Source organism: Stenotrophomonas sp. CFBP8994 (assembly GCF_034044835.1).
GTDB classification, from domain to species: Bacteria; Pseudomonadota; Gammaproteobacteria; order Xanthomonadales; family Xanthomonadaceae; genus Stenotrophomonas; species Stenotrophomonas rhizophila_A.
Window position 1 is genome coordinate 326,805 of sequence record NZ_JAXCWT010000003.1, and the last position, 25,572, is coordinate 352,376.

25 protein-coding genes and 1 pseudogene are annotated in these 25,572 nt (G+C 66.8%); 12 read left to right on the forward strand and 14 right to left on the reverse strand.

Going from position 1 to position 25,572, the window contains the following annotated elements; translation table 11 throughout:
* Positions 1 to 4 precede the first annotated feature (4 nt).
* From mlaD to SOM39_RS09950, 4 genes are read left to right on the forward strand one after another with little or no spacing between them, the layout of a single operon-like run.
* Complete coding sequence (gene mlaD, locus SOM39_RS09935) at positions 5 to 529, forward strand: outer membrane lipid asymmetry maintenance protein MlaD (protein ID WP_068854468.1); 525 nt, start codon at positions 5 to 7, stop codon at positions 527 to 529.
* Positions 526 to 1,188 carry an MlaC/ttg2D family ABC transporter substrate-binding protein gene (locus tag SOM39_RS09940; RefSeq protein WP_068847976.1) on the forward strand — a complete coding sequence of 221 codons (663 nt, stop codon included), beginning with the start codon at positions 526 to 528 and terminating at the stop codon, positions 1,186 to 1,188. Before mlaD ends, SOM39_RS09940 begins: the two co-directional genes overlap by 4 nt.
* Positions 1,178 to 1,489, forward strand: coding sequence for an STAS domain-containing protein (locus SOM39_RS09945; protein ID WP_320458235.1), 312 nt, complete (start codon positions 1,178 to 1,180; stop codon positions 1,487 to 1,489). The genes SOM39_RS09940 and SOM39_RS09945 overlap by 11 nt, the downstream gene beginning before the upstream one ends.
* A gap of 1 nt (position 1,490) precedes the next feature.
* Positions 1,491 to 2,507, forward strand: coding sequence for a VacJ family lipoprotein (locus SOM39_RS09950; protein ID WP_320458236.1), 1,017 nt, complete (start codon positions 1,491 to 1,493; stop codon positions 2,505 to 2,507).
* A gap of 42 nt (positions 2,508 to 2,549) precedes the next feature.
* Here SOM39_RS09950 and SOM39_RS09955 read toward each other — a convergent pair whose 3' ends face one another.
* From SOM39_RS09955 to rmuC, 5 genes are all read right to left on the reverse strand, one after another.
* A complete protein-coding gene (locus SOM39_RS09955; protein WP_095362372.1) occupies positions 2,550 to 2,882 on the reverse strand; it encodes a helix-turn-helix domain-containing protein in 333 nt (110 codons plus the stop codon).
* Complete coding sequence (locus tag SOM39_RS09960; protein WP_320458237.1) at positions 2,863 to 3,249, reverse strand: type II toxin-antitoxin system RelE/ParE family toxin; 387 nt, start codon at positions 3,247 to 3,249, stop codon at positions 2,863 to 2,865. Before SOM39_RS09960 ends, SOM39_RS09955 begins: the two co-directional genes overlap by 20 nt.
* Positions 3,250 to 3,332: 83 nt before the next feature.
* Positions 3,333 to 3,893, reverse strand: a complete 561-nt coding sequence (locus SOM39_RS09965) for a glutathione peroxidase (RefSeq protein WP_320458238.1) — start codon at positions 3,891 to 3,893, stop codon at positions 3,333 to 3,335.
* 58 nt (positions 3,894 to 3,951) lie between these two features.
* Positions 3,952 to 4,329: a hypothetical protein gene (locus tag SOM39_RS09970; protein WP_217537882.1), complete on the reverse strand. Its 378-nt coding sequence runs from the start codon at positions 4,327 to 4,329 to the stop codon at positions 3,952 to 3,954.
* A 58-nt stretch (positions 4,330 to 4,387) separates the two neighbouring features.
* Positions 4,388 to 5,851: a DNA recombination protein RmuC gene (gene rmuC, locus SOM39_RS09975; RefSeq protein ID WP_095362376.1), complete on the reverse strand. Its 1,464-nt coding sequence runs from the start codon at positions 5,849 to 5,851 to the stop codon at positions 4,388 to 4,390.
* A 49-nt stretch (positions 5,852 to 5,900) separates the two neighbouring features.
* On the opposite strand from rmuC, the gene SOM39_RS09980 reads away from it, so the two are divergent.
* Positions 5,901 to 6,521, forward strand: coding sequence for a glutathione S-transferase family protein (locus SOM39_RS09980; RefSeq protein ID WP_320458239.1), 621 nt, complete (start codon positions 5,901 to 5,903; stop codon positions 6,519 to 6,521).
* Between the two features lie 3 nt (positions 6,522 to 6,524).
* Here the strand turns inward: SOM39_RS09980 and SOM39_RS09985 are convergent, their stop codons facing one another.
* Positions 6,525 to 7,532 (reverse strand): zinc-binding alcohol dehydrogenase family protein, encoded by a 1,008-nt coding sequence (locus SOM39_RS09985; RefSeq protein WP_320458240.1) that lies wholly within the window; start codon positions 7,530 to 7,532, stop codon positions 6,525 to 6,527.
* 87 nt (positions 7,533 to 7,619) lie between these two features.
* On the opposite strand from SOM39_RS09985, the pseudogene SOM39_RS09990 reads away from it, so the two are divergent.
* The 4 genes and pseudogenes from SOM39_RS09990 to SOM39_RS10005 form a co-directional block, all read left to right on the forward strand.
* Positions 7,620 to 8,584 (forward strand): annotated as a pseudogene (locus SOM39_RS09990) (LysR family transcriptional regulator); the annotation flags it as partial.
* A gap of 18 nt (positions 8,585 to 8,602) precedes the next feature.
* Positions 8,603 to 9,229: a leucine efflux protein LeuE gene (leuE, locus tag SOM39_RS09995; RefSeq protein ID WP_217537879.1), complete on the forward strand. Its 627-nt coding sequence runs from the start codon at positions 8,603 to 8,605 to the stop codon at positions 9,227 to 9,229.
* Between the two features lie 165 nt (positions 9,230 to 9,394).
* Positions 9,395 to 9,778, forward strand: coding sequence for a hypothetical protein (locus tag SOM39_RS10000; protein ID WP_184126369.1), 384 nt, complete (start codon positions 9,395 to 9,397; stop codon positions 9,776 to 9,778).
* 100 nt (positions 9,779 to 9,878) lie between these two features.
* Positions 9,879 to 11,309, forward strand: coding sequence for an amino acid permease (locus tag SOM39_RS10005; RefSeq protein ID WP_095362380.1), 1,431 nt, complete (start codon positions 9,879 to 9,881; stop codon positions 11,307 to 11,309).
* Between the two features lie 45 nt (positions 11,310 to 11,354).
* Here SOM39_RS10005 and SOM39_RS10010 read toward each other — a convergent pair whose 3' ends face one another.
* Both SOM39_RS10010 and SOM39_RS10015 read right to left on the reverse strand, forming a co-directional pair.
* Positions 11,355 to 12,590: a dipeptidase gene (locus tag SOM39_RS10010; protein WP_249833382.1), complete on the reverse strand. Its 1,236-nt coding sequence runs from the start codon at positions 12,588 to 12,590 to the stop codon at positions 11,355 to 11,357.
* Between the two features lie 114 nt (positions 12,591 to 12,704).
* Positions 12,705 to 13,877: a class I SAM-dependent rRNA methyltransferase gene (locus tag SOM39_RS10015; RefSeq protein WP_210132876.1), complete on the reverse strand. Its 1,173-nt coding sequence runs from the start codon at positions 13,875 to 13,877 to the stop codon at positions 12,705 to 12,707.
* Positions 13,878 to 14,154: 277 nt separating this feature from the next.
* Between SOM39_RS10015 and SOM39_RS10020 the strand changes: the two genes are divergently transcribed.
* Both SOM39_RS10020 and SOM39_RS10025 read left to right on the forward strand, forming a co-directional pair.
* Positions 14,155 to 15,111, forward strand: coding sequence for a TerC family protein (locus tag SOM39_RS10020; protein ID WP_184126365.1), 957 nt, complete (start codon positions 14,155 to 14,157; stop codon positions 15,109 to 15,111).
* 99 nt (positions 15,112 to 15,210) lie between these two features.
* On the forward strand, positions 15,211 to 15,990 hold the full coding sequence (locus SOM39_RS10025; protein ID WP_320458242.1) for a rhomboid family intramembrane serine protease: 780 nt from the start codon (positions 15,211 to 15,213) through the stop codon (positions 15,988 to 15,990).
* A 152-nt stretch (positions 15,991 to 16,142) separates the two neighbouring features.
* Here the strand turns inward: SOM39_RS10025 and SOM39_RS10030 are convergent, their stop codons facing one another.
* The 6 genes from SOM39_RS10030 to rpmH form a co-directional block, all read right to left on the reverse strand.
* Entirely contained in the window at positions 16,143 to 17,180 is a 1,038-nt protein-coding gene (locus SOM39_RS10030) for a glycerophosphodiester phosphodiesterase (protein ID WP_320458473.1), read from the reverse strand.
* Between the two features lie 154 nt (positions 17,181 to 17,334).
* Positions 17,335 to 18,678 carry a tRNA uridine-5-carboxymethylaminomethyl(34) synthesis GTPase MnmE gene (gene mnmE, locus SOM39_RS10035; protein ID WP_320458243.1) on the reverse strand — a complete coding sequence of 448 codons (1,344 nt, stop codon included), beginning with the start codon at positions 18,676 to 18,678 and terminating at the stop codon, positions 17,335 to 17,337.
* A gap of 3 nt (positions 18,679 to 18,681) precedes the next feature.
* Positions 18,682 to 21,360 carry a polysaccharide deacetylase family protein gene (locus SOM39_RS10040; RefSeq protein WP_320458244.1) on the reverse strand — a complete coding sequence of 893 codons (2,679 nt, stop codon included), beginning with the start codon at positions 21,358 to 21,360 and terminating at the stop codon, positions 18,682 to 18,684.
* Positions 21,361 to 21,453: 93 nt separating this feature from the next.
* The gene (gene yidC, locus SOM39_RS10045) at positions 21,454 to 23,145 is read right to left on the reverse strand and encodes a membrane protein insertase YidC (protein WP_068848015.1); all 1,692 of its coding nucleotides are present in this window, start codon (positions 23,143 to 23,145) and stop codon (positions 21,454 to 21,456) included.
* Positions 23,145 to 23,633 carry a ribonuclease P protein component gene (gene rnpA / locus SOM39_RS10050; protein ID WP_083214014.1) on the reverse strand — a complete coding sequence of 163 codons (489 nt, stop codon included), beginning with the start codon at positions 23,631 to 23,633 and terminating at the stop codon, positions 23,145 to 23,147. Before rnpA ends, yidC begins: the two co-directional genes overlap by 1 nt.
* 5 nt (positions 23,634 to 23,638) lie before the next feature.
* Entirely contained in the window at positions 23,639 to 23,779 is a 141-nt protein-coding gene (gene rpmH / locus SOM39_RS10055; RefSeq protein ID WP_006404565.1) for a 50S ribosomal protein L34, read from the reverse strand.
* A gap of 253 nt (positions 23,780 to 24,032) precedes the next feature.
* Here rpmH and dnaA point away from each other — a divergent pair, with 253 nt between their 5' ends.
* Complete coding sequence (gene dnaA, locus SOM39_RS10060; RefSeq protein ID WP_068848017.1) at positions 24,033 to 25,367, forward strand: chromosomal replication initiator protein DnaA; 1,335 nt, start codon at positions 24,033 to 24,035, stop codon at positions 25,365 to 25,367.
* Positions 25,368 to 25,572 lie beyond the last annotated feature (205 nt).

Consider the following 25,572-nt stretch of genomic DNA (forward strand, 5'->3'; position numbering starts at 1 on the left):
GAACATGGCCATCCGCGGTCCCAGACTCGAATTTTCCGTCGGCGCGTTCCTGCTGCTGGCGCTGGCCTCGCTGCTGGTGCTGGCGATGGCGTCCACCAACCAGCGCTGGGGCTTCGGCAGCGAGGGCTATGAACTCAAGGCGCGCTTCACCCAGATCGGCCAGCTGCGCAAGCAGGCGCCGGTGAAGATCGGCGGCGTGGTGGTGGGCCAGGTGGGCAACATCGACCTGGACCCGGTCCGCTTCGATTCGATCGTCACCCTGAAGCTGGACCCGAAGTTCAAGGATCTGCCGGCCGACACCTCCGCCGGCATATTCACCAGCGGTTTGCTCGGCGAAAGCTATATCGGACTGCAACCGGGCGGTGACCCGGAGGTGCTCAAGTCCGGTGACGAGATCGTCTTCACCCAGCCGGCCGTGGACCTGATCCAGATGGTTGGCAAGTACATGTTCAGCGGCCCGGGCAATGCCGGCGCCGCTTCCCAGGAAGCTCCCGGCGCGGAAGCGCCGGCAACGGAACCGCAGAAATGAAAAAGACCCTGATTCCGGCGCTGCTCGCTTCGGCCCTGCTCGCCACCCTGCCCTCGCTGTCGTTTGCCCAGGCCGCCCCGGCCACCGCCGCCGCGCCGCAGAGCCAGGCCGGCAAGGTGGTACTGGATGCCAGCACCCGTATCCTTAACACCCTGCAGCAGCGCCGTGCGGAGTTCAGCAAGAACCCGACCGCGCTGCGCAGCTATATCGACAGCGAGCTCAACCGCACCTTCGACCGTGATTACGCGGCGCGCCTGGTGCTGGGTTCCAACGCGCGCACGGCTTCGGACGCGGACGTGAAGCTGTTCGCCGATGCCATGGCCGACAACCTGATGCAGCGCTACGGTTCGGCCCTGCTGACCATCCAGGGCAAGCCGAGCTTCCGCCTGAAGGGCGAGCAGCCGCTGCCGGGCAACCGCGGGGTCAAGGTATCGACCGAGCTGCTGCGCGCCGGCAGCGAGTCGACCCCGGTCGAGTACCTGATGCGCAACGTCAACGGCCAGTGGAAGATCTTCGACGTCAATATCGAAGGCATTTCCTACGTGCAGACCTTCCGTACCCAGTTCGACGGCCCGCTGCGCCAGAAGGGCATCCAGGAAGTGGCCAAGGAACTGCGGGGCGGTACCCTGCAGGCCGGGCCGGCCGGTAATGGCAAGTAACGCCACCGTACAGCTCGACGGTCCGCGCGCCCTGTTCACCGGCGTGCTGGACCGCGATGCGGTCGTGGCGTTGTGGCCGCAGCTGAAGGCCCTCCCCGACAGCATCTCCCAGCTCGACCTGGCGGCGGTGGAGGGCGTGGACAGCGCCGGCCTGGCGCTGCTGGCCGAGCTCTCGGCGCGCGCGCGCGCGAACGGGCGTACGCTGGTTCTCAACGGTACCCCTCCTGGTTTCACCGAACTCAGCGCCGCCTATCGGCTGGCGCCGTCCCTGGATTTCAATGCCCCTTCTGCCGCGAGCTGACATGAACGTCATACGCACCGCCTCCCTTCTCCTGCTGGCCTTGGCGCTGAGTGCCTGTGCAACCAAGCCGGCCCGCGACAGCGCGCCCGCCAGCGTGGCGGTAGCGCCCGCCTCCGCACCGGCGGCTCCCGCAGCGGCCGACAGCGCCGCCGATGCAGCGACCTCGCCGACCGTCGCCAGCCCTGCGGCACCCGTGGCCGCCGTTGATTCCGCCCAAGGCGATGGCGCGCCCGTGCCGGCCGCCACGGAGGTCGCGCCGACGGGTGCCGAGGACGACTTCGCCGCGCTGTACGGCGGTCCGGCGCCGACCGCCGACGGTGCCGAACCGGGTCGCTCGCCGTACGACCCGTGGGAAGGCTTCAACCGCCGCGTGCACGCGTTCAACAACGTGGTCGACCGCGCGGTCGCGCGCCCGCTGGCCACCGCTTACGTGAATGTCGTGCCGCGCTTCGCACGCACCGGCGTGACCAACTTCTTCAGCAACCTGCGCGCGCCGGTGACCATCACCAACCAGCTGCTGCAGGGCCGCCCCGGGGATGCCTGGGACAGCCTGGGCCGGTTCATGATGAATTCCACGCTGGGTATCGGTGGTCTCTTCGACCCGGCCAGCCGCGCGCTGGTACCGCGCCGCAGTGAAGACTTCGGCCAGACCCTGGGTGCCTGGGGCTGGCGCAGCTCGCGTTACGTGGAGCTGCCGTTCTTCGGCCCGCGTACCGTGCGCGACGTGTTCGGCCTGGCTGGCGACATTCCGCTGTCGCCGATCCGCACGATCGAGGAAGACAAGGTCCGCATTCCCCTGCAGGGCCTGCAGCTGGTGGACATGCGCTCGCAGCTGCTGGCACTGGACGATATCCGCGACGGCGCCGTGGACGAGTACGCGCTGACCCGCGATGCCTGGCTGCAGCGCCGCAACTACCAGATCCAGAACGACCTGCGCGGCCGCCGTGACCGCGGCAAGGACGCGGACGACGCGCCGATCCCGGTCGACGCGATGCCGATGCCCAACTGGGGCAACTAAGAAAAAACCCCGCTTCGGCGGGGTTTTTTCGTACCTGCCGGATTACAGCACTGCTTCAAGGCCCTTCCTGTCGATCAGATTCAGGAGCTTCAGCGATGGCCCGCTGGGCCGCTTGTCTCCCTGCTCCCAGCTTCGCACCGTGGAAACGCTGGTGTTCAGGACACCGGCCAGCACGGCTTGGCTGATCTTCAGCATGTCGCGCAGCGCGCGGATCTGCGCACTGCTGTATTCGGGTACAGGTTCAAGGCACAGTGCGTCGTACTGATGCATCCGTCGCTGGTCGATGAAGCCGTGATCCTGCAGGCCGCGGGCAGTGTCATGCACTGCGTCGAGTACCGCACTCCGGGTACCAGCCTTAAGGCTCTTGTTTGCCATGACAGATCTCCTGCAATTCGCCTCGTTCGAGAGCCAGGTCCAGGGAAGCCGACGGCATGCCCAATAGATCCACGGCCAAAAGCTGCAATGCATCGCGTTCAGCAGGCGTGACGTTGGCACGCACATTCTTCTCGTAGCCGAACAGAAAGAACCAGCGGTTTCCACGATTGCTGGCGAGCAATGTGCGCGTACTTCCCCGCTTGCCCCGCCCCGGTAGCGCAACCCGCTTCTTCAGGACGCCGCCCCCAAGATCCGCATCGACCAGTCCGTGGATCATCTCCTGCACCGCTGCGCAGAGTGCGGCATCGGTCAGATCAAGCTTGCGCATCATGCGGACGAACACCCGCGTCTTGAATACTCGCGTCATGAGTTTACCATACCACTGAGTGGTATGGTAAATCTGAGCATCTGGTCACCTGCGGGCGCATGGGCGCGCAGATGCGAGGCCCCTCAGGCGGCGAGTGCGGCGTCGATGGCGGCGATCAGGCGCGCGTCGTCGGCCGGCACGTCGGGGGCGAAGCGGGCGATGACCTTGCCGTCGCGGCCCACCAGGAACTTCTCGAAGTTCCACAGCACGCCGGGGGCCGGGTTGACGACCAGATCCGCGTACTTGGCGACCGCACCCTGCAGCTTCTCGCGCATCGGACCTTCGCCGGTGGCGGCCGGCTGGGCCTGGGTCAGCTGCTGGTACAGCGGGTGGATGTCATCGCCAGCCACGCTGATCTTGGCGAACATCGGGAAGCTCACGTTGTATTCCAGCTGGCAGAACTGCTGGATGTCAGCGTCGCTGCCCGGCTCCTGGGCCAGGAAATTGTTGGCCGGGAAGCCCAGCACTTCCAGGCCGGCAGCCTGCTTGTCGGCATACAGTGCCTGCAGGCCTTCGTACTGCGGGGTCAGCCCACACTTGGAGGCGACATTGACCACCAGCAGCACCTTGCCGCGGTAGTCGGCCAGCGAACTGGCCTGGCCTTCAATGGTGGAAACGGGAATGTCGTAGACGGTCTGGCTCACGGGAAATCCTGTGCGAAGTGAAAAGGGCACATCGGAGATGTGCCCTGGGAATGGGAAATCAATCGACGCAGATCGTGCCCTGGGCCACGCCGTTGTCGATGCGCTGGCGGCAGCCGAAGTTCTGGCTCACGTCGGTCTGGCATACACCACGCGCCTTCGCACCGGCCACGAGTTCGGTTTCGCCGTCGGCCAGGCACTGGCCGGTGCAGTCGGTCTTGGCGCTGCAGGCCTTGCCGGCATCCGCGTACGGCTTCACGCACTGCACCCGCTGCAGGCGGCCGAGCGGCTTCATTTCACCGCCGGCGGCGGCACAGCTGGCCGCATCCGCAACGGCTCCTTCGGTCCCGGGCGTAGTTGCGGTGGTATCGGTCGGGTGGGACGCGGTGCTGCAACCGGCGAGCACGAACATCAGGGACAACATCAAGCCAAAGCGCATCGGTTCAATCCTTTTGGAAACAATGAAGGCGGGGAGTGCAGTGTGCGGGCAGGAGGTGTCAGTCCTGCGCGAGGGTGGTCTCATCCACGCCGGTATCGTCATCGTCGCCGCTGGCATCGCCCAGCAGCAGATCGGTCTGCTCGCTGCCGAGTGATTCCACCCCGCGCAGGCGGCGTTCGATGGTGCGGGTCTTGCGGCTGGCCTCGCCCAGGCTGCGGCCGACCGTGCTGATCTGCTTTTCGGCCTTTTCCAGGATGCCGGCGAACTTGCCGAACTCGCTCTTCACCGCGCCCAGCAGGCTCCACACTTCACTCGAGCGCTGTTCGATGGCCAGGGTGCGGAAGCCCATCTGCAGGCTGTTGAGCAGCGCGGTCACCGTGGTCGGTCCGGCCACCACCACGCGGTGTTCGCGCTGCAGCAGGTCCACCAGCCCCGGGCGGCGGATCACCTCGGCGTACAAGCCTTCGGTAGGCAGGAACATCACCGCGAAATCGGTGGTGTGCGGCGGCACGATGTACTTGTCGCAGATCGACTTGGCCTGGATCCGGATCGCGCGTTCCAGCTGCGCGCCCTGCACGCGTACGCCATCGGCGTCACCCTGCTCCTGCGCATCGAGCAGGCGCTCGTAGTCTTCGCGCGGGAACTTGGAATCGATCGGCAGCCAGACCGGGGTGTCCTCGTGGCCGCGCCCGGGGAGGCGCACCGCGATGTCCACCATTTCGCCGCTGTCCGGGCGCACTTTGACGCCGCGTGCGTACTGCTCCTGCGTGAGGGTCTGTTCCAGGATGTTGTCCAGCTGCACCTCGCCCCAGCTGCCGCGGTTCTTGACGTTGGTCAGCACGCGCTTGAGGTCGCCGACGCCGGTGGCCAGCTGCTGCATTTCGCCCAGCCCACGCTGCACCTGTTCCAGGCGGTCGGAGACCAGCTGGAACGATGCACCCAGCCGCGCTTCCAGCGTGGTCTGCAGTTTTTCGTCGACGGTGACCCGCATCTGGTCCAGCTTCTGCGCGTTGTCGGCCTGCAGGCTCCGCAGCTGCTGCTCCAGCGTGGCGCGCATTTCGCCCATGCGCTGTTCGTTGCGCTGGGTCATCTCCTGCAGGCGCAGGCCCAGGGATTCGCCGAACCGGTGCTGCGACTGAGTGGCTTCCTCGCGGCCCAGTCGGGCATCGTCGGCCACGGCCTGGCGCAGCGCGGCCATGTGGGCGTCGCTGCGCTGCTGGGCCTGGCCGGCGTCCTCGCGGGCCTTGCGCGCGTCTTCGCCCAGCGCATCGCGCAGCTGGTCCAGGCGCTGGTCGGTGCGGGTGGACAGGTCGGTCAGCGCGCGCGCGAAGGTTTCCAGCCGTGCGTCCTGCTGCCGGCCCAGCCCTTCGAGCTGCTCGCGCAGTTCACTGCGGCCGGTCCGCGCTTCTTCGCGCAGGCTCTGCTCAAGGTCGCCATGGCCGGAACGCCGCAGCAGGGCCACCAGCTGCAGGATGAGGACGGCACACAGCAGGCCGCCAAGGATGAGGAATTCAGGTTGCATGGAAGAAGTGTAGGCTGAGCCGGTCTCATTCGCTGCGCCGGATCGCTCCATGCTGGATCTTCTGGGAAAGTCGACGTCGATCAACGTGCGCAAGGTGCAGTGGCTGTGCGCCGAGCTGGGCCTGCAGTACCGGCAGCTCGGGGCCGACGGCCACGATGCGGATTTCCTCGCGGCCCTGCACCCGCTCAACCCGAACGGCCAGGTACCGGTGATCCGCGATGGCGACTTCGTGCTGTGGGAATCCAACAGCATCTGCCGCTACCTGGCCGCGGCAGCCGGCCGCCACGACCTGCTGCCGCGCGACCTGCGGTCCCGGGCCCGGGTGGAGCAATGGATGGACTGGCAGGCCACCGACCTCAACACCGCCTGGCGGCACGTGTTCATGGCCCGCGTGCGCCAGCACCCGGCTTACCCTGACGATGGCGCCGCGCAGGCCAGCCTGGTGCAGTGGAACCGGCTCATGCAGCACCTGGATCAGCAGCTGGCCGGGACCGGCGCCTACGTGGCCGGCGAGGACTTCACCCTCGCCGACATCGTGCTGGGGCTTTCCACCCAGCGCTGGCGGCTGACCCCGGGCGACAAACCCGAACTGCCGGCCGTGGCGGCGTGGTTCCACCGCCTCGGCCCGCGCCCCGGGTTTGCCCGCCACTGCGACAACGGCGTGGCCTGAGGCTCAGAAGCCTTCCAGGACCACCTTGCCCACCGCGCGGTGGCTTTCGATGTGCGCATGCGCGCGGCGCAGGTTGGCCGCGTCGATGCGGCCGTAGTTCTCGCCCAGCGTGGTGCGCAGCACGCCGCTGTCGACCAGCTCGGCCACCCGGTTGAGCAGCACGTGCTGCTGCTGCAGGTCGGGCGTGCTGAAGCTGGAGCGGGTGAACATCGATTCCCAGTGCAGCGACAGGCTCTTGCGCTTGAGCGCCATCACATCGAGCTGGCCGGGGTCGTCGATCAGGGCCAGCTGGCCCTGCGGTGCCAGCGCGGTGACGATCTGGGCGTAGTGCTGGTCGGTGTGGGTCAGGCTGGCCACGTGGCTGACGGCCTCGATCCCGATCCGGCCCAGGCCTTCGGTCAGCGGCTGGCTGTGGTCGATGACGTGGTGGGCCCCCAGCGCGTACACCCAGTCCTGGGTGTCCGGGCGCGAGGCAGTGCCGATCACGGTCAGCCGGGTCAGCTGGCGCGCCAGCTGGACCAGGATCGAGCCCACCCCGCCGGCCGCACCGATCACCAGCAGGGTCTGGCCTTCACCACCGCCTTCGGCGATGCGCAGGCGGTCGAACAACAGCTCCCACGCGGTGATCGCGGTCAACGGCAGCGCCGCGGCGGCGCCATCGTCCAGGCTGGTCGGCTTGCGGCCCACGATGCGCTCGTCCACCAGCTGGTACTCGGCGTTGCTGCCCGGCCGGTTGATGTCGCCGGCGTAGAAGACCGCATCACCCGGCTGGAACAGGGTCACCTCGCTGCCCACCGCGTCCACGATGCCTACCGCGTCCCAGCCCAGCACGCGCGGCGCCTCGACGGCCACGCCGCGGCGGACCTTGGTGTCCACCGGGTTCACCGACACCGCGCGCACCTGCACGCGAAGGTCGCGCGGGCCCGGGGTCGGCACCGGCAGGGTGATGTCGACCAGCGCAGTCGGGTCGGTGATGGGCAGGCCGTGCTGGGTATAGGCGATGGCTTTCATGGGAAGGTCCTTGGATGAGGCGCTCAGGTTGGCTTGCCCGGCCCCAGCCGGAAAGGCGCAGAATGCAGCAGCACTTTCACTCCTGGAATGAAAATGGTCCGCTTCGAGGATCTTCAGCTGTTCGTCCGTACCGCCGCGCTGGGCAGCTTCTCCAGTGCAGCGCGCGAGGCCGACCTGCTGCCCGGCCAGGTAGCCGCCGCCGTGGCCCGGCTGGAGCGGGAGCTGGACCTGCGCCTGTTCGTGCGTTCCACCCGCAGCCTGCGCCTCACCGCTGAAGGCGTGCTCTATCTACCGTATGCCCAGGACCTGCTGGACACCCTGCACGAGGGCCAGGCCCGGGTGCGCGGCGAAGATGCCGAGCTGCGCGGCGTGCTGCAGGTGGCCGCGCCCTCTGATCTCGGCCGCAATGTGCTGCTGCCCTGGCTGACCGAGTTCCGCACCGCGCACCCGAAGCTGCAGCTGCGCCTGCTGTTGTCCGACCAGGTGGCCGACGTGTTCCGCGACCCGGTGGATATCGCGTTCCGGCTGGGCCGCTTCGACACCGCCAGCTACGTGGCGCTGCCCCTGCTGCCGGGCAACCGTCGCGTGCTGTGCGCCGCACCGGCCTACCTGCAGCGGCAGGGTACGCCGGCCTCGCTGGACGCGCTCAAGGACCACCACTGCCTGGTCTACCAGCTGGCCGGGCGTCCCTACGACCGCTGGAGTTTCGAACAGGACGGGCGGCGCGTGGTGGTACCGGTGCGCGGCCAGCTGGTGTGCGATGACGCTGACGTAGTGCGGCGTTGGGCGGTGGCCGGCGAAGGGATCGTGTTCAAGTCGTGGCTGGATGTGGCCGACGATGTGCGCGCCGGGCGCCTGCAGGTGCTGATGGGGGGCGCAGGCGACAGCCTGCCGTTGAACCTGGTGTGCCCGCACCGCAAACAGTTTTCGCCCGCGATCCGCCAGCTGCATGCGTTGTGCGCCCATCGGCTGCAGCCGATGCTGGCCGATCTGCCGGGACGTGCGCTGTAGCGCTGTCGGCAGCGGGCCGGGTAGCCGACAATGGCGGCCCCCGAAGTCGAGTCACCGCCATGCCGTGGATGGGCATCCAGGACCTGTGGACCTTTGTCATCGCCGTGCTGGTGTTCCTGGCGCTGCCCGGGCCGGGCACCTTCACCCTGCTCACCGCCACCGGGCGCGGTGGCGTGCGCGGCGGCTATACCGCGCTGTTCGGGCTGCTGCTCGGCGACCAGATCCTCATGTGGCTGGCGGTGGCCGGCGTGGCGGCATTGCTCAAGGCCAACCCGCTGGTGTTCCACGCGGTGCAGTACCTCGGTGCGGCCTATCTGGTGTGGGTGGGCATCGGCCTGCTGCGGCCCGCGCCGGCCAGCGGTGACACCGGCGGCATCCGGCTGCAGCCGGGGCACTACTTCCGCCAGGCGGTGCTGATCAGCCTGCTCAACCCCAAGGCGATCATCTTCTACATGGCGTTCCTGCCGCTGTTCATCGACCCGGCGCGGCACCAGGGCGTGGTGACGTTCGCGACCATGGCCACGCTGATCTTCGTGCTCAGCCTGGCGTACTGCTCGGTGCTGATCGGGGTGGGCAACCTGTTGCGCCGTCGGATCATCCAGCACCCGCGTGTGGGGGTAGTACTGAAACGCGTCGCGGGGGTTTTCCTGATCGGGTTTGGCGTGCGCCTGGGGCTGAGTGGCTGAACCCTTGTCGGGGTGGGCGTTTCGCCTGCATTGCCGGCGCGCGGCGATAGGCAACGTCATCGAAATTGTCCTCGGCGATCGATAGCGCGTAATTCTTCCCAGGCGCCGGCAGGTGTCAAATCGTTGCCATCGCGGGCATCCGACCCGTGGCGAGGCAACCGCGAGATGACCACTCCCATGTACTTCGTGCAGCACCTGGCCGGCCACGACGAGCGCCTGCTGGCATTGAGCACCGACCGGGTCGACCTGGCCCATCCGTCGGTCCAGCGGATCGTGGCGGACCTGCAGCCGCTGGATCGCATCGAGCTCCGGGGCTGCCGCTTCGATTGCGCCGCCAGCCTGTTGCTGGGGCTGCGCCGGCGCATCTGCGAAGCCGAGGCCGACGCGTGCGGCTGGCGGGTATTCGATGAACGGGGGGTTCTGCGCTGCAAGAAGCTTCCCGACGACACCTGCGTGATCTATCCACAGGGCGCCGACGATGTGGCGCGCTGGGGCCCGTTGATCGCGGCCAGCCGTGTCGTGCCAGATTCGTCAAGACGGGCTATTTGAAATGATCGTCAAGGGATTCACGACGTCCGGCAGTAGTAATGCTGCGCCGCGTTCGGTCACACTCGGAAAATTGTCGATACCAGTCACTCTGTGAGGTTCCATGTCATCGCTGCTACGGCGCAAGCCGCTCGATTCCGTCACCGTCCATGAAGCCGGCAGGAGCCTGGTTCGTACCCTCAGCTGGCCGCACCTGATCGCCATGGGCATCGGTGCCATCGTCGGTACCGGCATCTACACGCTGATCGGCGTGGGTGCCAATCTCGCCGGCCCCGCGGTGCTGATCTCCTTCGCCATCGCCGGTGCGGTCTGCGCCTGCGCGGCGCTGTCCTACGCCGAGTTGTCGACCATGATGCCGGCCGCCGGCAGCGCTTACACCTACAGCTACACCGCGCTGGGCGAAGTCTTCGCCTGGGTGGTCGGCTGGAGCCTGATCCTGGAGTACTCACTGGTGGTGAGTACCGTGGCGGTGGGGTGGTCGGGGTATTTCGTCGGCTTCCTGGAATGGATACACGGCAACACCGGCATCGACCTTCGGCTGCCGTTGGCGCTCTCGGCCGGCCCGCACGTGGAAGGCGGCGTGTTCAACCTGCCCGCGGTGCTCATCACCTGGGTGGTCGCCGGCGGCCTGATGCTGGGCACCAAGGAAAGCGCCACGCTCAATGCGATCCTGGTGGTGCTGAAGATCATCGCGCTGGGCGTGTTCGTCGCCGTGGCGCTGCCCGCGTTCGATTCAGCCAACCTGCACCCGTTCATGCCGCACGGCTTTGCCAAGTCGCTGGGCCCGGATGGCGTGGAGCGTGGGGTGATGGCCGCGGCCGCCATCATCTTCTTCGCCTTCTACGGCTTCGATGCCATCTCCACCGCCGCTGAAGAAACCAAGAACCCGGGCCGTGATCTGTCGATCGGCATCATCGGCTCGATGGTCGGCTGCACCATCATCTACATGCTGGTGGCGCTGGCCGCCGTTGGCGCGATGAGCTACGCGGTGTTTGGCAGCAGCGCCGAACCGCTGGCCCTGATCATGCGTGAACTGGGCCAGCCCAAGGCGGCGGCGGTCATCGGTGTGGTGGCCATCGTCGCGCTGCCCACCGTGCTGCTGGCCTTCCTGTTCGGCCAGAGCCGCGTGTTCTTCGTCATGGGCCGCGACGGCCTGCTGCCGCGCGGCCTGTCGGCAGTGAACAAGCGCACCGGTACCCCGGTGGCCACCACGCTGTTCAGCGCTGCCGTGGTCTCGGCCCTGGCCGGCGTGGCGCGGCTGGACGAGATTGCCGCGCTGGCCAACGCCGGCACGCTGGCCGCCTTCACTGCCGTGGGTATCTGCCTGGTAGTGATGCGCAAGCGTGCACCGGGTGCCAAGCGCACCTTCCGCACGCCGATCGCCTGGTTCATCGGCCCGGCCGCCGCGCTGGGCTGCATCTACCTGTTCATCAGCCTGCCGAGCAGCACCCAGCTGTACTTCCTGATCTGGAACGTGATCGGCCTGGCCGTCTATTTCCTCTACAGCCGCCGCAATGCGCTGATCGGCCGTTGAGGCCTTGACGATAAGGGTGCCGGGCGTTGCCCGGCACCCCAACGGTCATTTTTTGTTGGCATGATCCTGCGCCTGCTGCAGCACACGCAGCAGGTTGCCGCCCCAGATCCCCGCGATCTGTTTCTCGGTGTAGCCCTTGCGCAGCAGCCAGGCGGTGATCTTCGGTAGATCGCTCACGTCCTGCAGGTCGGTAAGCCCGCCGCCGCCGTCCCAGTCCAGCCCGATACCCACATGCTCGGGGCCGACCACGCCCAGGATGTGTTCGAAGTGGGCGAAGAAATCGTCCAGGGTTGCCTTCCGCAGGGGCAGGCGCTGGTCGATCTCGGCCAGGCCCTGCTTCAGCTGCACGCCCTGGGCCATGCTCAGGTCGTCGTAATCGGCGCCGATCTGCTTCATCAGGGCGTCTTCGGCCTGCGTTCGCGCCGCGTTCTTGCCGGTGTCGATCAGGTAGCCGCCATAGGCATTCACCTGGATCACCCCGCCGGCCTTGGCCAGCTGCTTCAGGCGCACGTCGTCCAGGTTGCGCGGGTGGTTGTAGATTGCCTTGGCCGAACTGTGCGACAGCACGAACGGCACCGGCATGCGCTGGATCAGGTCATCGAACACCGCATCGGAGGCATGCGACTGGTCGATCACGATGCCGAGCCGTACCGCTTCGTCCACCAATGCCTTGCCGGCCGGGCTCAGGCCCTTCCATTCGGCGCCTTTGGTGTCGGTGGCCGAATCGGCGAACTCGTTGTTGGCGAAGTGCACCGTGCTGAGCAGGCGCAGGCCGGCCTGGTGGTAAAAGCTGAGCAACGTGGGGTCGTCGACCAGCGGACTGGCGTTTTCCATGCTGATGTACACCACGCGCTTGCCGGCCGCCTTGATCCGGGCGGCGTCGGCGGCGGTCAGTGCCAGCGCGAAGGTCTCCGGATGCGCAGCGAGCATCTCGCGGATTTCCATCAACCGCAGCAGGCCCGCATCGCGGTCGTGCTGGTGTGCGGCCGGGCTGCGGTCGCCCTGGTCGGTGTAGATGGCCCAGAACCCGCCATCCAGCGCGCCGTCCACCATACGCGGCAGATCCACCTGCGACAGCGCGTTGTGGTCGTGTCGCTGCTGGATGTCGAAGCCTTCCCGGTGGAAGTTCGCTGGCGTGTCCAGATGGCTGTCGAGGGTAAGCAGTTTCTTCTGCAGGGTGGCAGCGCGCGCAAGCTCCTGCGCGCTGAACTCGATGGCGTGGGCCGACAGCGGCGCACACAGCGCCAGTGACACCAGCAGGAACAGGCTGCGCAACGTCATGACGCCTCTCTTCGGATGGGAATGCGTCAGACCATAGCAAAGCGTACCGACCAACGGTCGGTACCTACCCTGCCATTTCGCGGTGGGTGCCGACCGTTGGTCGGCACGCGAGGGTCAATCCAGCACGCGGCAGAACACGGCCTTGAGGTAACGCGATTCCTGCACGTGGGCCATGAACGGATGATCCGGGCCGGCGCCCGCGACCTTCAGGATCTGGATGGTGCGCCCGGAGTAGAACGCCGCGCGACGCAGCATGTCCAGGAACTGGTCCTCGGCCACCAGGCCGGTGCACGAGAACGTGGCGAACAGGCCACCCGGCTTGACCACGCCCAGCGCCAGCTTGTTCATGTCCAGGTACTTCTTCAGCGCAGTGATCACCTGGTCGCGGTCGCGGGTCATCTTCGCCGGATCCAGGATCACCACGTCGAACTGCTCGCCGCGGTTGGCCGCGTCGCGCAGCCACGGGAAGATGTCGGACTGCACGAAGCGTGGGCGCACGTTGTTCAGGCGCGCATTGCCCTTGGCGATGGCGATCACGTCTTCGTCGATGTCGATGCCCAGCACATCAGAGGCACCGCGCGCGGCCGCGTACACCGCAAAGCCACCGGTGTTGCAGCACAGGTCCAGCACCGACTTGCCTTCCACTTCCTGGCTCAGCCACTGGCGGTTTTCGCGCTGGTCGGCGAAGAAGCCGGTCTTGTGCGCACCGGCCGGGTCGGCGCGGAACTTCACGCCGTACTCGGTGATCACCGCTGCTTCGGTGGTGGTGTTGCCGTGGAAGTCGAAGCTTTCCTGCTTCTGCACGTGTTCGTCGGCGAAGCTGTGGAAGCGGCAGCCTGGGAACTGCTCGCGCAGCGCCTCGTAGACCCATTCGCGGTGGCGGAACATGCCGGCGGCGAAGAACTCCACCACCACCAGGTCGCCGTAGCGGTCCACCACCAGGCCGGACAGGCCGTCGCCCTCGCTGTGCACCACGCGCCAGGCATCGGAAATCGTGTCCAGCTTCAGGACATCACGGCGCAGCGACACCGCCTGGGCGATCTTCCGCGAGAACCAGCCGGCATCGACGGGGACGCGCTGGTCGGTCTCGAGGATACGCACGGCGATGCGCGAATGACCGTTGTAGAAGCCACGCCCGATCCACTCCCCATCCACGCCGACCACGTCGACGATGGCGCCGGGTTTCGGGCGGACGGCGGGCTTTTCGACCAGTTTCTGGAAGATCCACGGGTGGCTGGAGCGCCAGGCGTTTTTAAGGCGGACAACGGGATTGGGGACGGTATTCATCTGCCTATTGTAGACGGGCCCTATGGCCCGGCAGGCCGCCGATTTGACGCCAACCCATTCAGCCCGCAGAATCGGCCCCAGAAGGGGAGTAGCTCCCAGACGTTGTCGCCGTCAATTCGAGCCCGCAGGCTCCGGTGCAACGGCAGTCCCACCCGGTGGGACTGCGAGCGAGACCTTCGCCGTATGGCGAAGCTCTGTCCCCGGATCCCCTCCGATCCTCCGTTGCAGATCCTCGCCGTCCGGCTTGAGGCATTTCATTCATTCAACGGACAAACTCATGCAGACGATCGGTAATTTGTGGTTATGGGGCGGCTTCGGCGCGGTGGTGATCATCGCGCTGCTGGTCGATCTGGTACTGATGCGACACGGCGGCCCGCACAAGGTGACCTTCAAGGAGGCCCTGTGGTGGTCGATCGGCTGGGTGGTGCTGGCCCTGGCCTTCAACGGTGGCCTCTGGTACTACCTGAACGAGACCGCCGGCCAGGTAGTGGCCAACAAGGTCGGCCTGGAGTTCCTGACCGGTTACCTGGTCGAGAAGGCCCTGGCGGTGGACAACATCTTCGTGTTCCTCATGATCATGGGTTACTTCGCGGTACCCGAGGAACAGCGGCAGAAGGTGCTGATCATCGGCATCCTGGGTGCGATCGTGCTGCGTACGATCATGATCTTCGCCGGCAGCGTGCTGCTCACCAAGTTCCATTGGCTGCTCTACGTGTTCGGCGCGTTCCTGCTCTTCACCGGCTGGAAGATGTGGTTCTCGGCCGGGCAGGAGCCTGACCTGGAGACCAACCCAGCCCTGCGCTGGATGCGCAAGCACCTGCGCCTGCTGCCCGATTACGCCGGCAATGCCATGAGCGTCATGCGCGACGGCAAGCGCTGGTACACCCCGCTGTTCGTGGTGCTGATCCTGATTGCCGTCACCGACGTGATCTTCGCGGTGGACAGCATCCCGGCGATCTTCGCCATCACCACCGACCCGTTCATCGTGCTCACCTCCAACGTGTTCGCGGTGCTGGGCCTGCGCGCCATGTTCTTCCTGCTGGCCGGCATGGCCGATCGCTTCCACCTGCTGCCGTACGGCCTGGCCCTGGTGCTGGCCTTCATCGGCGCCAAGATGATGCTGATCGACATCTTCAAGATCCCCACCCCGATCTCGCTGGGCGTGGTTGCGGTGATCATCGCCGCCACCGTGGTGCTGAGCCTGAAGAACCCGCCGAAGACCGGCGACGCGTAACCCCTGATTGCCGCCGGCGGGATTGTCCCGTCGGCGGCACCTCTGTCTCCCGTCGCGTTGCCCTTGTGTTCAGGCTGGCGCGACGCAATCCCTTTGGGTATGAACGCCAACCTGCCCCTGCCTGCCGGCGAGCCGCCGGTCTCTCCCCGCAACGACCGCGGCCGCGTGGTGCGGGCGTTCAACCTGAGCCTGGCCTTCGTGCTGGTGCTGGTGGCGGTGTTCACCGCGCAGGGCCACTTCGATTGGCGCCCCTGGGCCGTGGCCCCGCTGGAAAGCGAAGGCCTGCTGGGCATCCTCGGTGCGCCGCTGCTGCATGGCTCGGTCCAGCACTTGGCCGCCAATAGCTTTGCTCTATTAATTCTTGGCACTTTGGCAGGCAGCGTCTATCCAAAGGCGACCCTGCGGGCCTTCCCGCTGCTGTGGATCGGCTCCGGGCTGGGCGCCTGGCTGCTCGGCGATATCGGCAGCCGCCACCTGGGCGCCAGCGGCATCACCCACGGCCTGATGTTCCTGGTGTTCGTGCTGGGCCTGCTGCGTCGGGACCGCCCCGCCATTGCCGCCGGCCTGATCGCCTTCCTGTTCTACGGCAGCATGCTCATCACCATTCTCCCGCATGAGCCGGGTGTGTCCTGGCAGTCGCACATGGGTGGCGCCTTCGCCGGCATCATCAGCGCGCTGCTGTTCCGCCTGTCCGACCCGATGGCCCCGCGCAAGCGCTACAGTTGGGAAGAGGAAGACGAGGACGCGCTGGAGGCACAGCGCGACAGCGACCTCGAGCCGCCCTCCCCGCACCGCGTGCCGGTGCTGTGGCAGCCGCGCGAAGGGCAGGATTTCGTCGTGTTGCCGTTCCGCCCGCGGGATTCGGATTCCTCCCGGTAGGCATCGCAAGGAACGGTAATGCCGTTCCTAACGTCGCTTGCGACGGCCCGAAGGGTGCCCGCCAACGGCGGGCATACCGTTGGTCGATGCGCTGCGTGCCGATCATTCTCCGTACCGACCAACGGTCGGTACCTACCTGCGCGGCGTCGTTTTTACGGGGTGCCATCCACCGCTTTGCGCCCCAATGCCGGATCATCGGTGAAAAACGCATCGATCCCGGTGGCCAGGTAGGCGCGCATCTCCGCCACCGACCCGTCGGGATTGCGCGTGTTTGGCTCACCCTTGCGGAATTCGGCGGCCATGAAGGCATTCTCCGGCCGGAACGTATACGGCACCACCATCAGGCCTACCGCGTGCGCATCACGCACCAGCGTGGTCGGCGTGCCCAGGCGGCCGGCGGCATCCAGCGGAATCACCATGCGCAGGCTGGGTCCAATGCCATCGGCATAGCCGGCGATCTGGTCCAGCCCGGCGGGCGTGATCATGTCGCCATAGCGCTGGCTGCCCTTGGCGGCGAGCACGTCGCCCGGCTGCTGCTTCGGGTCGCCCAGCAACTGCAGCAGGCGGATGTTGCTGTCGCGGCCGAGCTTGGCGCGCAGATAGCGCAGGTTGCCCACCTCGAACGACTGGATCGTCACCGGGGCCACGCGGGTATACGGGTTGGCCTGGAGGGTTTTCACCAGCAGGTCTTCCATCGGCAGGCCGATGCCCTTGAAGTAGGTGCCGTGCTTGATCTCCGGCACCAGCCCGATCCCGCGCCCGGCGCGACCGGCCTGCTGGACCAGGAAGGTGACGATCTCGTCCAGCGTAGCAATGCGGAACTGGCCGTCGAAGGCAGTGCTGCGCAGCTGCGGCAGGCGCTCGCGGGCGTACAGGGTCTTCAGCTCGGCCAGGGTGAAGTCTTCGGTGAACCAGCCTTCGATGCGTTCGCCATCGATGGTCTTGGTCGTTCTGCGGCTGGCGAACTCGGGATGGGTGGCCACATCGGTGGTGCCACTGATCTCGTTCTCGTGCCGCGAGACCAGCACGCCGTCCTTGGTCATCACCAGGTCCGGCTCGATGTAGTCGGCGCCATCGGCAATGGCCTGCGCGTACGCGGCCAGGGTGTGTTCGGGCAGCAGCGCGCTGGCGCCGCGATGGCCGTACACCGCCGCCTTGCGCGGCGCGGGTGGGGAAGATTCAGCGCTCATGGCCACCGATGGTGCCACGGCCAGCGAGAACAGCAACGCACAACCCCACAACGACTTCGACACTGCAAACCCCTGTTGGTACCGCCCCGCCGACGCGGCGGGGCCGGAGACGTGGCGCATTCTGCCAGCGCGGTGTTACAGCCGGAAGAAGAGGTTACTTCCCGATACAGAAGCTCGAGAAAATCCGCCCCAGCAGGTCATCGGCGCTCATCCGTCCGGTGATCTCGCCCAGCGCCTCATGCGCCAGCCGCAGTTCCTCGGCGGCCAGCTCCAGGTGTTCATGCACCAGCTCTGCTTCGGCGCGCTCGGCGTGGCCGATCGCCAGGGTGATCGCTTCCACGTGGCGGGCGCGCGCGGAAAACTCGCCCTCCACGCTGTCGCCGGCGCTGCCGCTGGCCAGCTCGCGCAGGCGTGTGTGCAGGCGGTCGAGGCCCTGGCCGGTGGCGGCCGAGACGTGCACGACGTTGGCATCGATGTCGGCCGGCAGTGCCTCCAGCAGGTCGCTCTTGTTGTGGATCCACAACTGCAGCGGCACCCCGGCGATGGCATCGGCCACGGCGGCATGGCCGGCCTGCGGGTCGCGCGCGTCGAGCACGATGATGGCCAGGTCGGTGCGCTGCATCTCCGCGCGCGCACGCCGCATGCCTTCGCGTTCAATGGCATCGCCGCCGTCGCGCAGGCCGGCGGTGTCGACCAGGGTCAGCTCGAGCCCATCAATGCGGATGGTTTCGCGCAGGGTGTCGCGGGTGGTACCGGCAATGTCGGTGACGATCGCGCGTTCGCTGCCAGCCAGTGCATTGAGCAGCGAGCTCTTGCCTGCGTTGGGCGGGCCGACCAGCACGGCGTGCAGGCCATCGCGCAGGCGGCGGCCGCGTTCGGCGTCGTCGCGCAGCGTCGCCAGCGCCAACTGCACTTCGCCCAGGCCCTGCCGAACCTGATCGCCTCCCAGCGTATCCAGCGGTTCGTCGGCGAAGTCGATCGCGGCTTCCACATGGATGCGCAGGCGCACCAGCTGCTCGCCGGCATCTTCCACGCGGCGCGAAAACACGCCATCCAGCGAGCGCCGCGCTGCGCGCGCGGCACGGGTATCGCTGGCTGCGATCAGGTCGGCGATGGCCTCAGCCTGGGCCAGGTCGAGCTTGCCGTTGAGGAAGGCGCGCTCGCTGAATTCCCCTGGCCGTGCCTGTCGCGCGCCGAGCGCGATGCAGCGGCCGACCAGCTGCTGCAGCACCACCGGGCTGCCGTGGCCCTGCAGCTCCACCACGTCTTCGCCGGTGAAGCTGCGCGGATTCGGGAAGTACAGGGCGATGCCGTCATCCAGCACCTCGCCGGCGGCATCGCGGAAGCGCGCGTAGTGCGCGTGCCGCGGCTGCAGTTGCGGGCAGCCCAGAGCCACGGCGATGCGCAGCGCCTGCGGGCCGGACACGCGCAGCATGCCCACGCCCCCGGCACCGGGCGCGGTGGCGATGGCAACGATGGTGTCGGTGGCGGCGTTCATGGCTCAGAGCTTCTCCAGCTGTGCGCGGGCCTGGGCAGCGCCGCTGCCCTGCGGCTGCAGCGCCAGGTAGGTGGTGTAGGCCTGCCTGGCCTTGGCCTTGTCGCCGCCGTGGAAGTAGGCATCGCCCAGGTTGAGGTGGGCTACCGCGCGTGACGGGTCGATCTTCAGCGTGTTTTCCAGCCAGCGTGCCGCTTCAGCGTAACGCTGCTGGCGGTAGTAGACGAAGCCGAGGTTGTTGGCCGCCTGGGCGAAGTCCGGGCGCAGCTTCAGCGCTTCGGTGAACTGGGCAACGGCCTCGTCATAGCGCTTCTCGCGGTACAGCTGCAGGCCCCGGTCGTTGGCCTGCTGCGCCCGCTGGCGGTCGGAGGTCGGCACGGCGGCCGGCACCACCAGCGTGCTCTTGCCGCCCTGCAGGTCGGCCACGGTCACCGGCGCCTCGCCAGCGGGCTTGGCGTCCTGCGCCGCATCCACCCGGTTGTTGAGCGCGATCGCGTCCGCCGAGAGCTGGCGGGTATCAGCAGTGAGGTATTCCTGGCTGTCGGGCACCTGGAACACGAACTCACCGCCCTGCGAACCGGGCAGACTGCCGAACGCCGGGGTCTGCCGCGACACCGCCGACACCGCCGGCGCCACGTAGGCCGCCAGTTCGGTGCCGGTGATCAGGCCATCGCCATTAAGGTCGCCCTTGCCTGCCAGCGCCTGCAGCAGCACCCAGGTGAACACCGAATGGCCGTTCGGGCCGCTGTCGGCCACCTGCTGGTCGCTGCCACCGGCGGTGAGCATCTGCCGCGCGCTGCGCTTGGCGTTCTCGCGCAGGAAGGCCGACGACGAGGGGCCGCCACGGGTCAGGCCCAGGCCGCTGTAGCAGGCATCCATCACGAACATCACGTGCTTGGCCTGCATGCTTTCGGCGATGTTCTGGATGTCGGTCATCGCGATGGCATCGGTGGCGAACTCGTTGGGGTCCGAATCCACCGGGATGATGTAGCCCAGGTCGCGGCCCGACGCCAACCGCCGCGTGGCGCCATGGCCGGCGAAGAACACGAACACGCGGTCGTTGCGGCCGGTGCGGTCGTCGGCCAGGCGGTCGTGGAAGGCGGCCAGGATATTGTTGCGGGTGGCCTGTTTGTCCTTCAGCACGATCACCTGCGAGGACGGGAACCTGAACTGCCCGGTCAACGTATCGGCGATGGCCTGCGCATCGTGGCTGGCGTATTCCAGCCGCGGCCACTTGGCGTATTCGTCGATGCCGATCACGATCGCCCACGACTTCTCGTAGCCGGTGGTGACGGTGGCTTCGCTGGCAGCCGCGCTGCGCGGGCGGCTGACGGTGAACTCGCGGCCATTCCAGCCGGCGAACTGGTAGCCCTCGGCAATCAGCCGGTCCAGGATCTGCGGCAGTGCCTTCACCGCGCGGTCGTGGATGTCGTGGAACAGGATGATCCCGCGCTGTTCCTTCTGCACCTGGCCCAGCACGCGCTGCACGATCGATTCGGGCACCGGGTCGGCCCAGTCCATCGAATCGATGTTCCACATGATCGACTTCAGGCCGGCCTCGTTGAGCAGCTGCAGGCCTTCGGCATTGCGCGCGCCATAGGGGAAGCGGAACAGCGGCGCGCGGCGCTTGTCCACGCCCTTGAGTAGCGTGTCGGTCACCAGCACCTGCTGGCGCAGCGCCTCGCCGGTGGTGCGTGACAGCTGCGCGTGGGTCAGGCTGTGGTTGCCCACCGCGTAGCCCTGTTCCATCAGGTTGCGGCTGATGCCGGCCATCGGACCCAGCTTCACGCTGCCATCGGCATGCACTTCGCCCAGGTTGCGGCCGACTTCGAAGAACACGCCTGGCACGTCGTAGCGCTTGAGGATGGCCACCACTTCGTCGGTGTAGGCCTTGTGGGGTCCGTCATCGAAGGTGAGCACCACGGTCTTGGGCGGCAGGTCGCGGCCGAAGATCTCGCGGTCGCTGTCCTTCATCGACATCGGATAGGGCTCGATCACGCCGTAATCGCGCAGGATCGCCTCACGGCTGTACTGCTTGTGCAGGTGGGCCAGGTAGTCGTCCCACTTCTCGCGCTTGAGGGTGATCGCGCGCGTGCGGTCGAAGCGGCTGAAGATGTTGGTGATTTCCTGGTTGTAGTTGCGCTCGATCTCATCGAGCGCGTCCAGGTCTTCGCCCACGCGCTGGTGCAGCTTCACCGCCGGCAGCGAGGAATCGGTGCCGATGCGCTCGTGCAGGTCACGCAGCACTTCGCGGAACGCCAGGCGGTCGGCGTCGTACAGCTCCGGCGCCGATTCGACGTAGTCCAGCACCGTGCCCAGGGTGGCAAAGCGCTGTGGGCTGCCGTCGCGCAGCAACGCATCGAACTGGGTCGCAATGGCCTGGCGCTGGTCCAGCCCGTCGTGGAACAACTGCTGGCCGATGCGGCTGGAGGTGTCACGGTCACGCGCGGACTGCTGCGCTTCGTCGGCCAGCAGCACGATGATGCGGCGGTGGCCGTCGAGCTGCTTCTGCAGGGCGGTGAGCAGCGGCGCGGCCGCGGGGTCGGCGGAGGCCGCAGCCTGCGCGCTGGGCTGCGTCGGGGTGGGCGTTGCCGGGGCGGCGGGGTCGTTGTTGCCGCAGCTGGCAACGGCCAGGGTCAGCAGCAGCAGGGACGGCAGGCGGAACAACGACGACGCACGGGGCATGGGGGGCTCGGTGAGGTGCTGCGGGTGGGTGAGTGCAGGCGATTGTATCGCCGGCAAAGAAAAACCCGCCGGAGGGCGGGTTTTTCAGGGGTTTTATTTTTTGGCGGTGGCCGGGACCGGGTCGCCGCCATGGCGCTTGGTCATCCACCACTGCTGCAGCAGGCCCAGGCCGCCGTTGACCACCCAGTACAGGACCAGGCCGGACGGCATGAAGGCCATCATGACGCCGAAGATCAGCGGCATCATCTGCATCATCTTGGCCTGCATCGGGTCCATGCCCGGTGCCGGGGTCAGCTTCTGGGTGGCCCACATCACCGCCACGTTGATCACCGGCAGGATGAAGTACGGGTCGCGTGCGGTCAGGTCCTGGATCCAGCCCAGCCACGGGGCCTGGCGCAGTTCCACCGATTCCACCAGCACCCAGTACAGGGCGAAGAAGATCGGCATCTGGATGAGGATCGGCAGGCAGCCGCCCATCGGATTGATCTTCTCTTTCTTGTACAGCTCCATCATCGCGGTCTGGAACTTCTGGCGGTCATCGCCATAGCGTTCCTTGAGCTGCGCGATGCGCGGCTGGAAGCGACGCATCTTGGCGCCGCTCTTGTACTGCACCGCCGACAGCGGGTACAGCACCAGCTTCAGCAGCACCACCAGGCCCACGATGGCCCAGCCCCAGTTGTTGACGACCTTGTGGACCTGGTTCAACACCCAGAACAGGCCCTGGCCGATCACGGCCATGATCGAGAAGCGGCTGTAATCGACAACGCGATCCAGGCCCGGCACATCTTCCTTGGCGATCTGGTTGACCAGCTTCGGGCCCACCCACAGGCGTGCCTCGCTGCTCACCTGCTGGCCCGGGGCCACGGTGAACGCCGGGCCGGTGGCCTGGATCTGGTCGCGGCCATCATGCTGGGACAGCGAGTAGTTCGCGGCCTGGTCCTTCTGCGGCACCCACGCGGTGAAGAAGTGGTGCTGCAGCATCGCCACCCAGCCACCGGTGACCTGCTGGTTCAGCGGGCCATCGTCCAGGTAATCCTTGAAAGCCCGGCGCTGGTACTTGCCGTCCTTGTCGAACCAGGTGGCGCCGTTGAAGCTGAACGAGTCCGGGTTGGTCATGCTGCGCGACAGGATCGTCGGCGTGCGGTCCAGGGTGCGGTACACGTAGCCGCTCCACGGGGCGGTGCCGGCGTTGATCACTTCGTCCTTGACCTTGACCGCGTATTCATTGCGGTTGACGGTGAAGGTGCGGCGGATGCTCACGCCATTCGGACCATTCCACACGAACGGGATCTGCAGTTCGTTCTGGCCCTTGGCCAGCACGAAGTCCTTGGCATCGCCCACCAGCGTGAAGCCGTTGGCTTCCGGCACCGGCATGCTCTTGTCCTGGCTGGTCCAGCCGGTCACCGCGCGGTACGGGTGAGCCGGGTCTTCGGTCAGCAGGCGCACCGGCGGGCTGCCGTCGTCCTTGGTCTGCGGGAACTGCAGCAGCTCCGCATCCAGCACGGAGCCGCCGTCGAGCACCAGGCGCAGCACGTCGGTGGTCACGGTCACGCGCGGCGCGCCGGCCTGGGCCTGCGCGGTCGGCTGGGTGGCCGGGGCACTGCCCGGGGCCTGCGGCACGTTGGCAGCGGGCACGGCGCCCGTTGCACCCGGCACCGGTGCCTGGGTCTGGGCGGCCACCGGCGCGGTAGGCGCCGGCTGGGCCTTGTCGCTACCCCACTGCATCCACAGCAGGATGGCCACCATCAGCCAGGCAACAATCAGGAAAACGCGGGTCTGGTTCATCAGCGTGCAGGCTCGACGGGGCCGGCAGCAGGTGCCGGCTCGGACTGGGAAAGGGGTGCAACCCCGGGCGGCGGCATTGTGCCGTCCGCGCCCGGCATGGGCAATGCGCCCAGCCGGCGCAGCAGGCGCTCGAAGGCCTGGCGGATCTCGGAATTACTTGCGGTACGGGCGGAACTGCGGGCAACCACGACGTAATCGCCGGACGTCATCCACGGCCGTAGGTGGCGGGTGGCGTCGCGCAGCACTCGCTTGATACGGTTGCGACCCACGGCTCGGGGATCGACTTTGCGCGAAACGGCAAGACCCAGCCTGGCCGGCGTGTCGCTCTTCAGCCAGTGCAGGGTCATCAGCGGTTCGGACACACGGCGGGCGCCGTTGAAGACCGTTGTATATTCGGCACGCGTACGAACCCGCGCAGAGCGAGGAAATCGCTTGCGCGGGTCGGAACTGCTCACAGTCAGGATTGCGTCTGCCGCGGGAAGCGGCATTGCAATCAAGCGCTCAGGACTTTACGGCCCTTGGCGCGGCGACGCGACAGGATCTTGCGGCCGTCAGCGGTCTTCATACGGGCACGGAAGCCATGGTCGCGCTTACGCTTGAGGTTGCTGGGTTGGAAAGTGCGCTTGGTGGCCATGCGGGCCTCTATATGAAGGGGACGGAAAGAACCGGAAATTCTATAGACCTACCCCGGGGCGCGTCAAGCCCATGTCACTACGGGATTTCACCGGCCTGTGCAATAGCTGTGGATCATTTTGTGAATAACTTCGGGACAACCATTCCCGGCACCCCGCGTCGGTGGTAGGCTGCGCCATCCATTCTTTCCCCTTCCGGCCTGCGGCACGGCGGCTTTCTGCGCCCCAACCGCCGGCCCCAGACGATTATTGCCGATGGATGCCTGGTCCCGTTGTCTCGAACGCCTTGAGGCGGAGTTCCCGCCCGAAGATGTTCACACCTGGTTGAAGCCGCTGCAGGCCGATCTGCGCGCGGACAGCCTGGTGCTTTATGCGCCAAACGCCTTCATCGTCGACCAGGTGCGCGAGCTGTACCTGGCGCGGATCAAGGAACTGCTGGCGCACTTCGCCGGTTTTGGCGACGTTTTTCTTGAAATCGGCTCGCGTCCGCGGGCCGTGGAGGCGCAGATCGCGCCGATTCCGGGCCATTCGGCGCCCGCTGCGCCGGTTGAGCCGCTGGTGCCGTTCGCCGGCAACCTGGATTCGCACTACACCTTCACCAACTTCGTGGAAGGCCGCAGCAACCAGCTGGGCCTGGCCGCAGCGTTCCAGGCCGCCCAGAAACCGGGCGATCGGGCGCACAACCCGCTGCTGCTGTACGGCGGCACCGGCCTGGGCAAGACCCACCTGATGTTCGCCGCCGGCAACGCCATGCGCCAGGCCAACCCGGCCGCCAAGGTGCTGTACCTGCGTTCGGAACAGTTCTTCAGCGCCATGATCCGTGCGTTGCAGGAAAAAACCATGGATCAGTTCAAGCGCCAGTTCCAGCAGGTGGACGCGCTGCTGATCGATGACATCCAGTTCTTCGCCGGCAAGGACCGAACCCAGGAAGAGTTCTTCCACACGTTCAACGCCCTGTTCGACGGCAAGCAGCAGATCATCCTCACCTGCGACCGGTACCCGCGCGAAGTCGAAGGCCTGGAAGCGCGCCTGAAGTCGCGGCTTGCCTGGGGCCTGTCGGTGGCCATCGAGCCGCCGGACTTCGAAACGCGCGCCGCGATCGTGCTGGCCAAGGCCCGCGAACGCGGTGCTGAGATTCCCGACGATGTGGCGTTTCTGATTGCCAAGAAGATGCGCTCCAATGTCCGCGACCTCGAAGGTGCGCTCAATACCCTGACCGCCCGTGCCAACTTCACCGGCCGCGCGATCACCACCGACTTCGCCCAGGAAACCCTGCGCGACCTGCTGCGTGCCCAGCAGCAGGCCATCAGCATTCCCAACATCCAGAAAACCGTGGCCGACTACTACGGGCTGCAGATCAAGGATCTGCTGTCCAAGCGCCGGACCCGCTCACTGGCCCGTCCGCGACAGGTCGCCATGGCGCTGACCAAGGAGCTGACCGAGCACAGCCTGCCGGAAATCGGCGATGCCTTTGCCGGTCGTGACCACACCACGGTGCTGCATGCGTGCCGGCAGATCCGGACGTTGATGGAGACCGACGGCAAGTTGCGGGAAGACTGGGACAAGCTGATCCGGAAGTTGAGCGAATGATGCATGTACGCCGCATAGGCGTCATCGCATAAAACGGTGCAAAATCCGGGTGTAAGCGAGGGACAGGCTGTGGATAAAAAACCGGTTTGAGTTGGCGGGATTTTTATCCACAGGCTTCCCCACCCCTTGGGGGGTAGTAGTGCAGAGGGTTTCGAGGCCATAAAAGCCTTTATTTACAAATACTTAGATGTGTTTTCCCGCAATT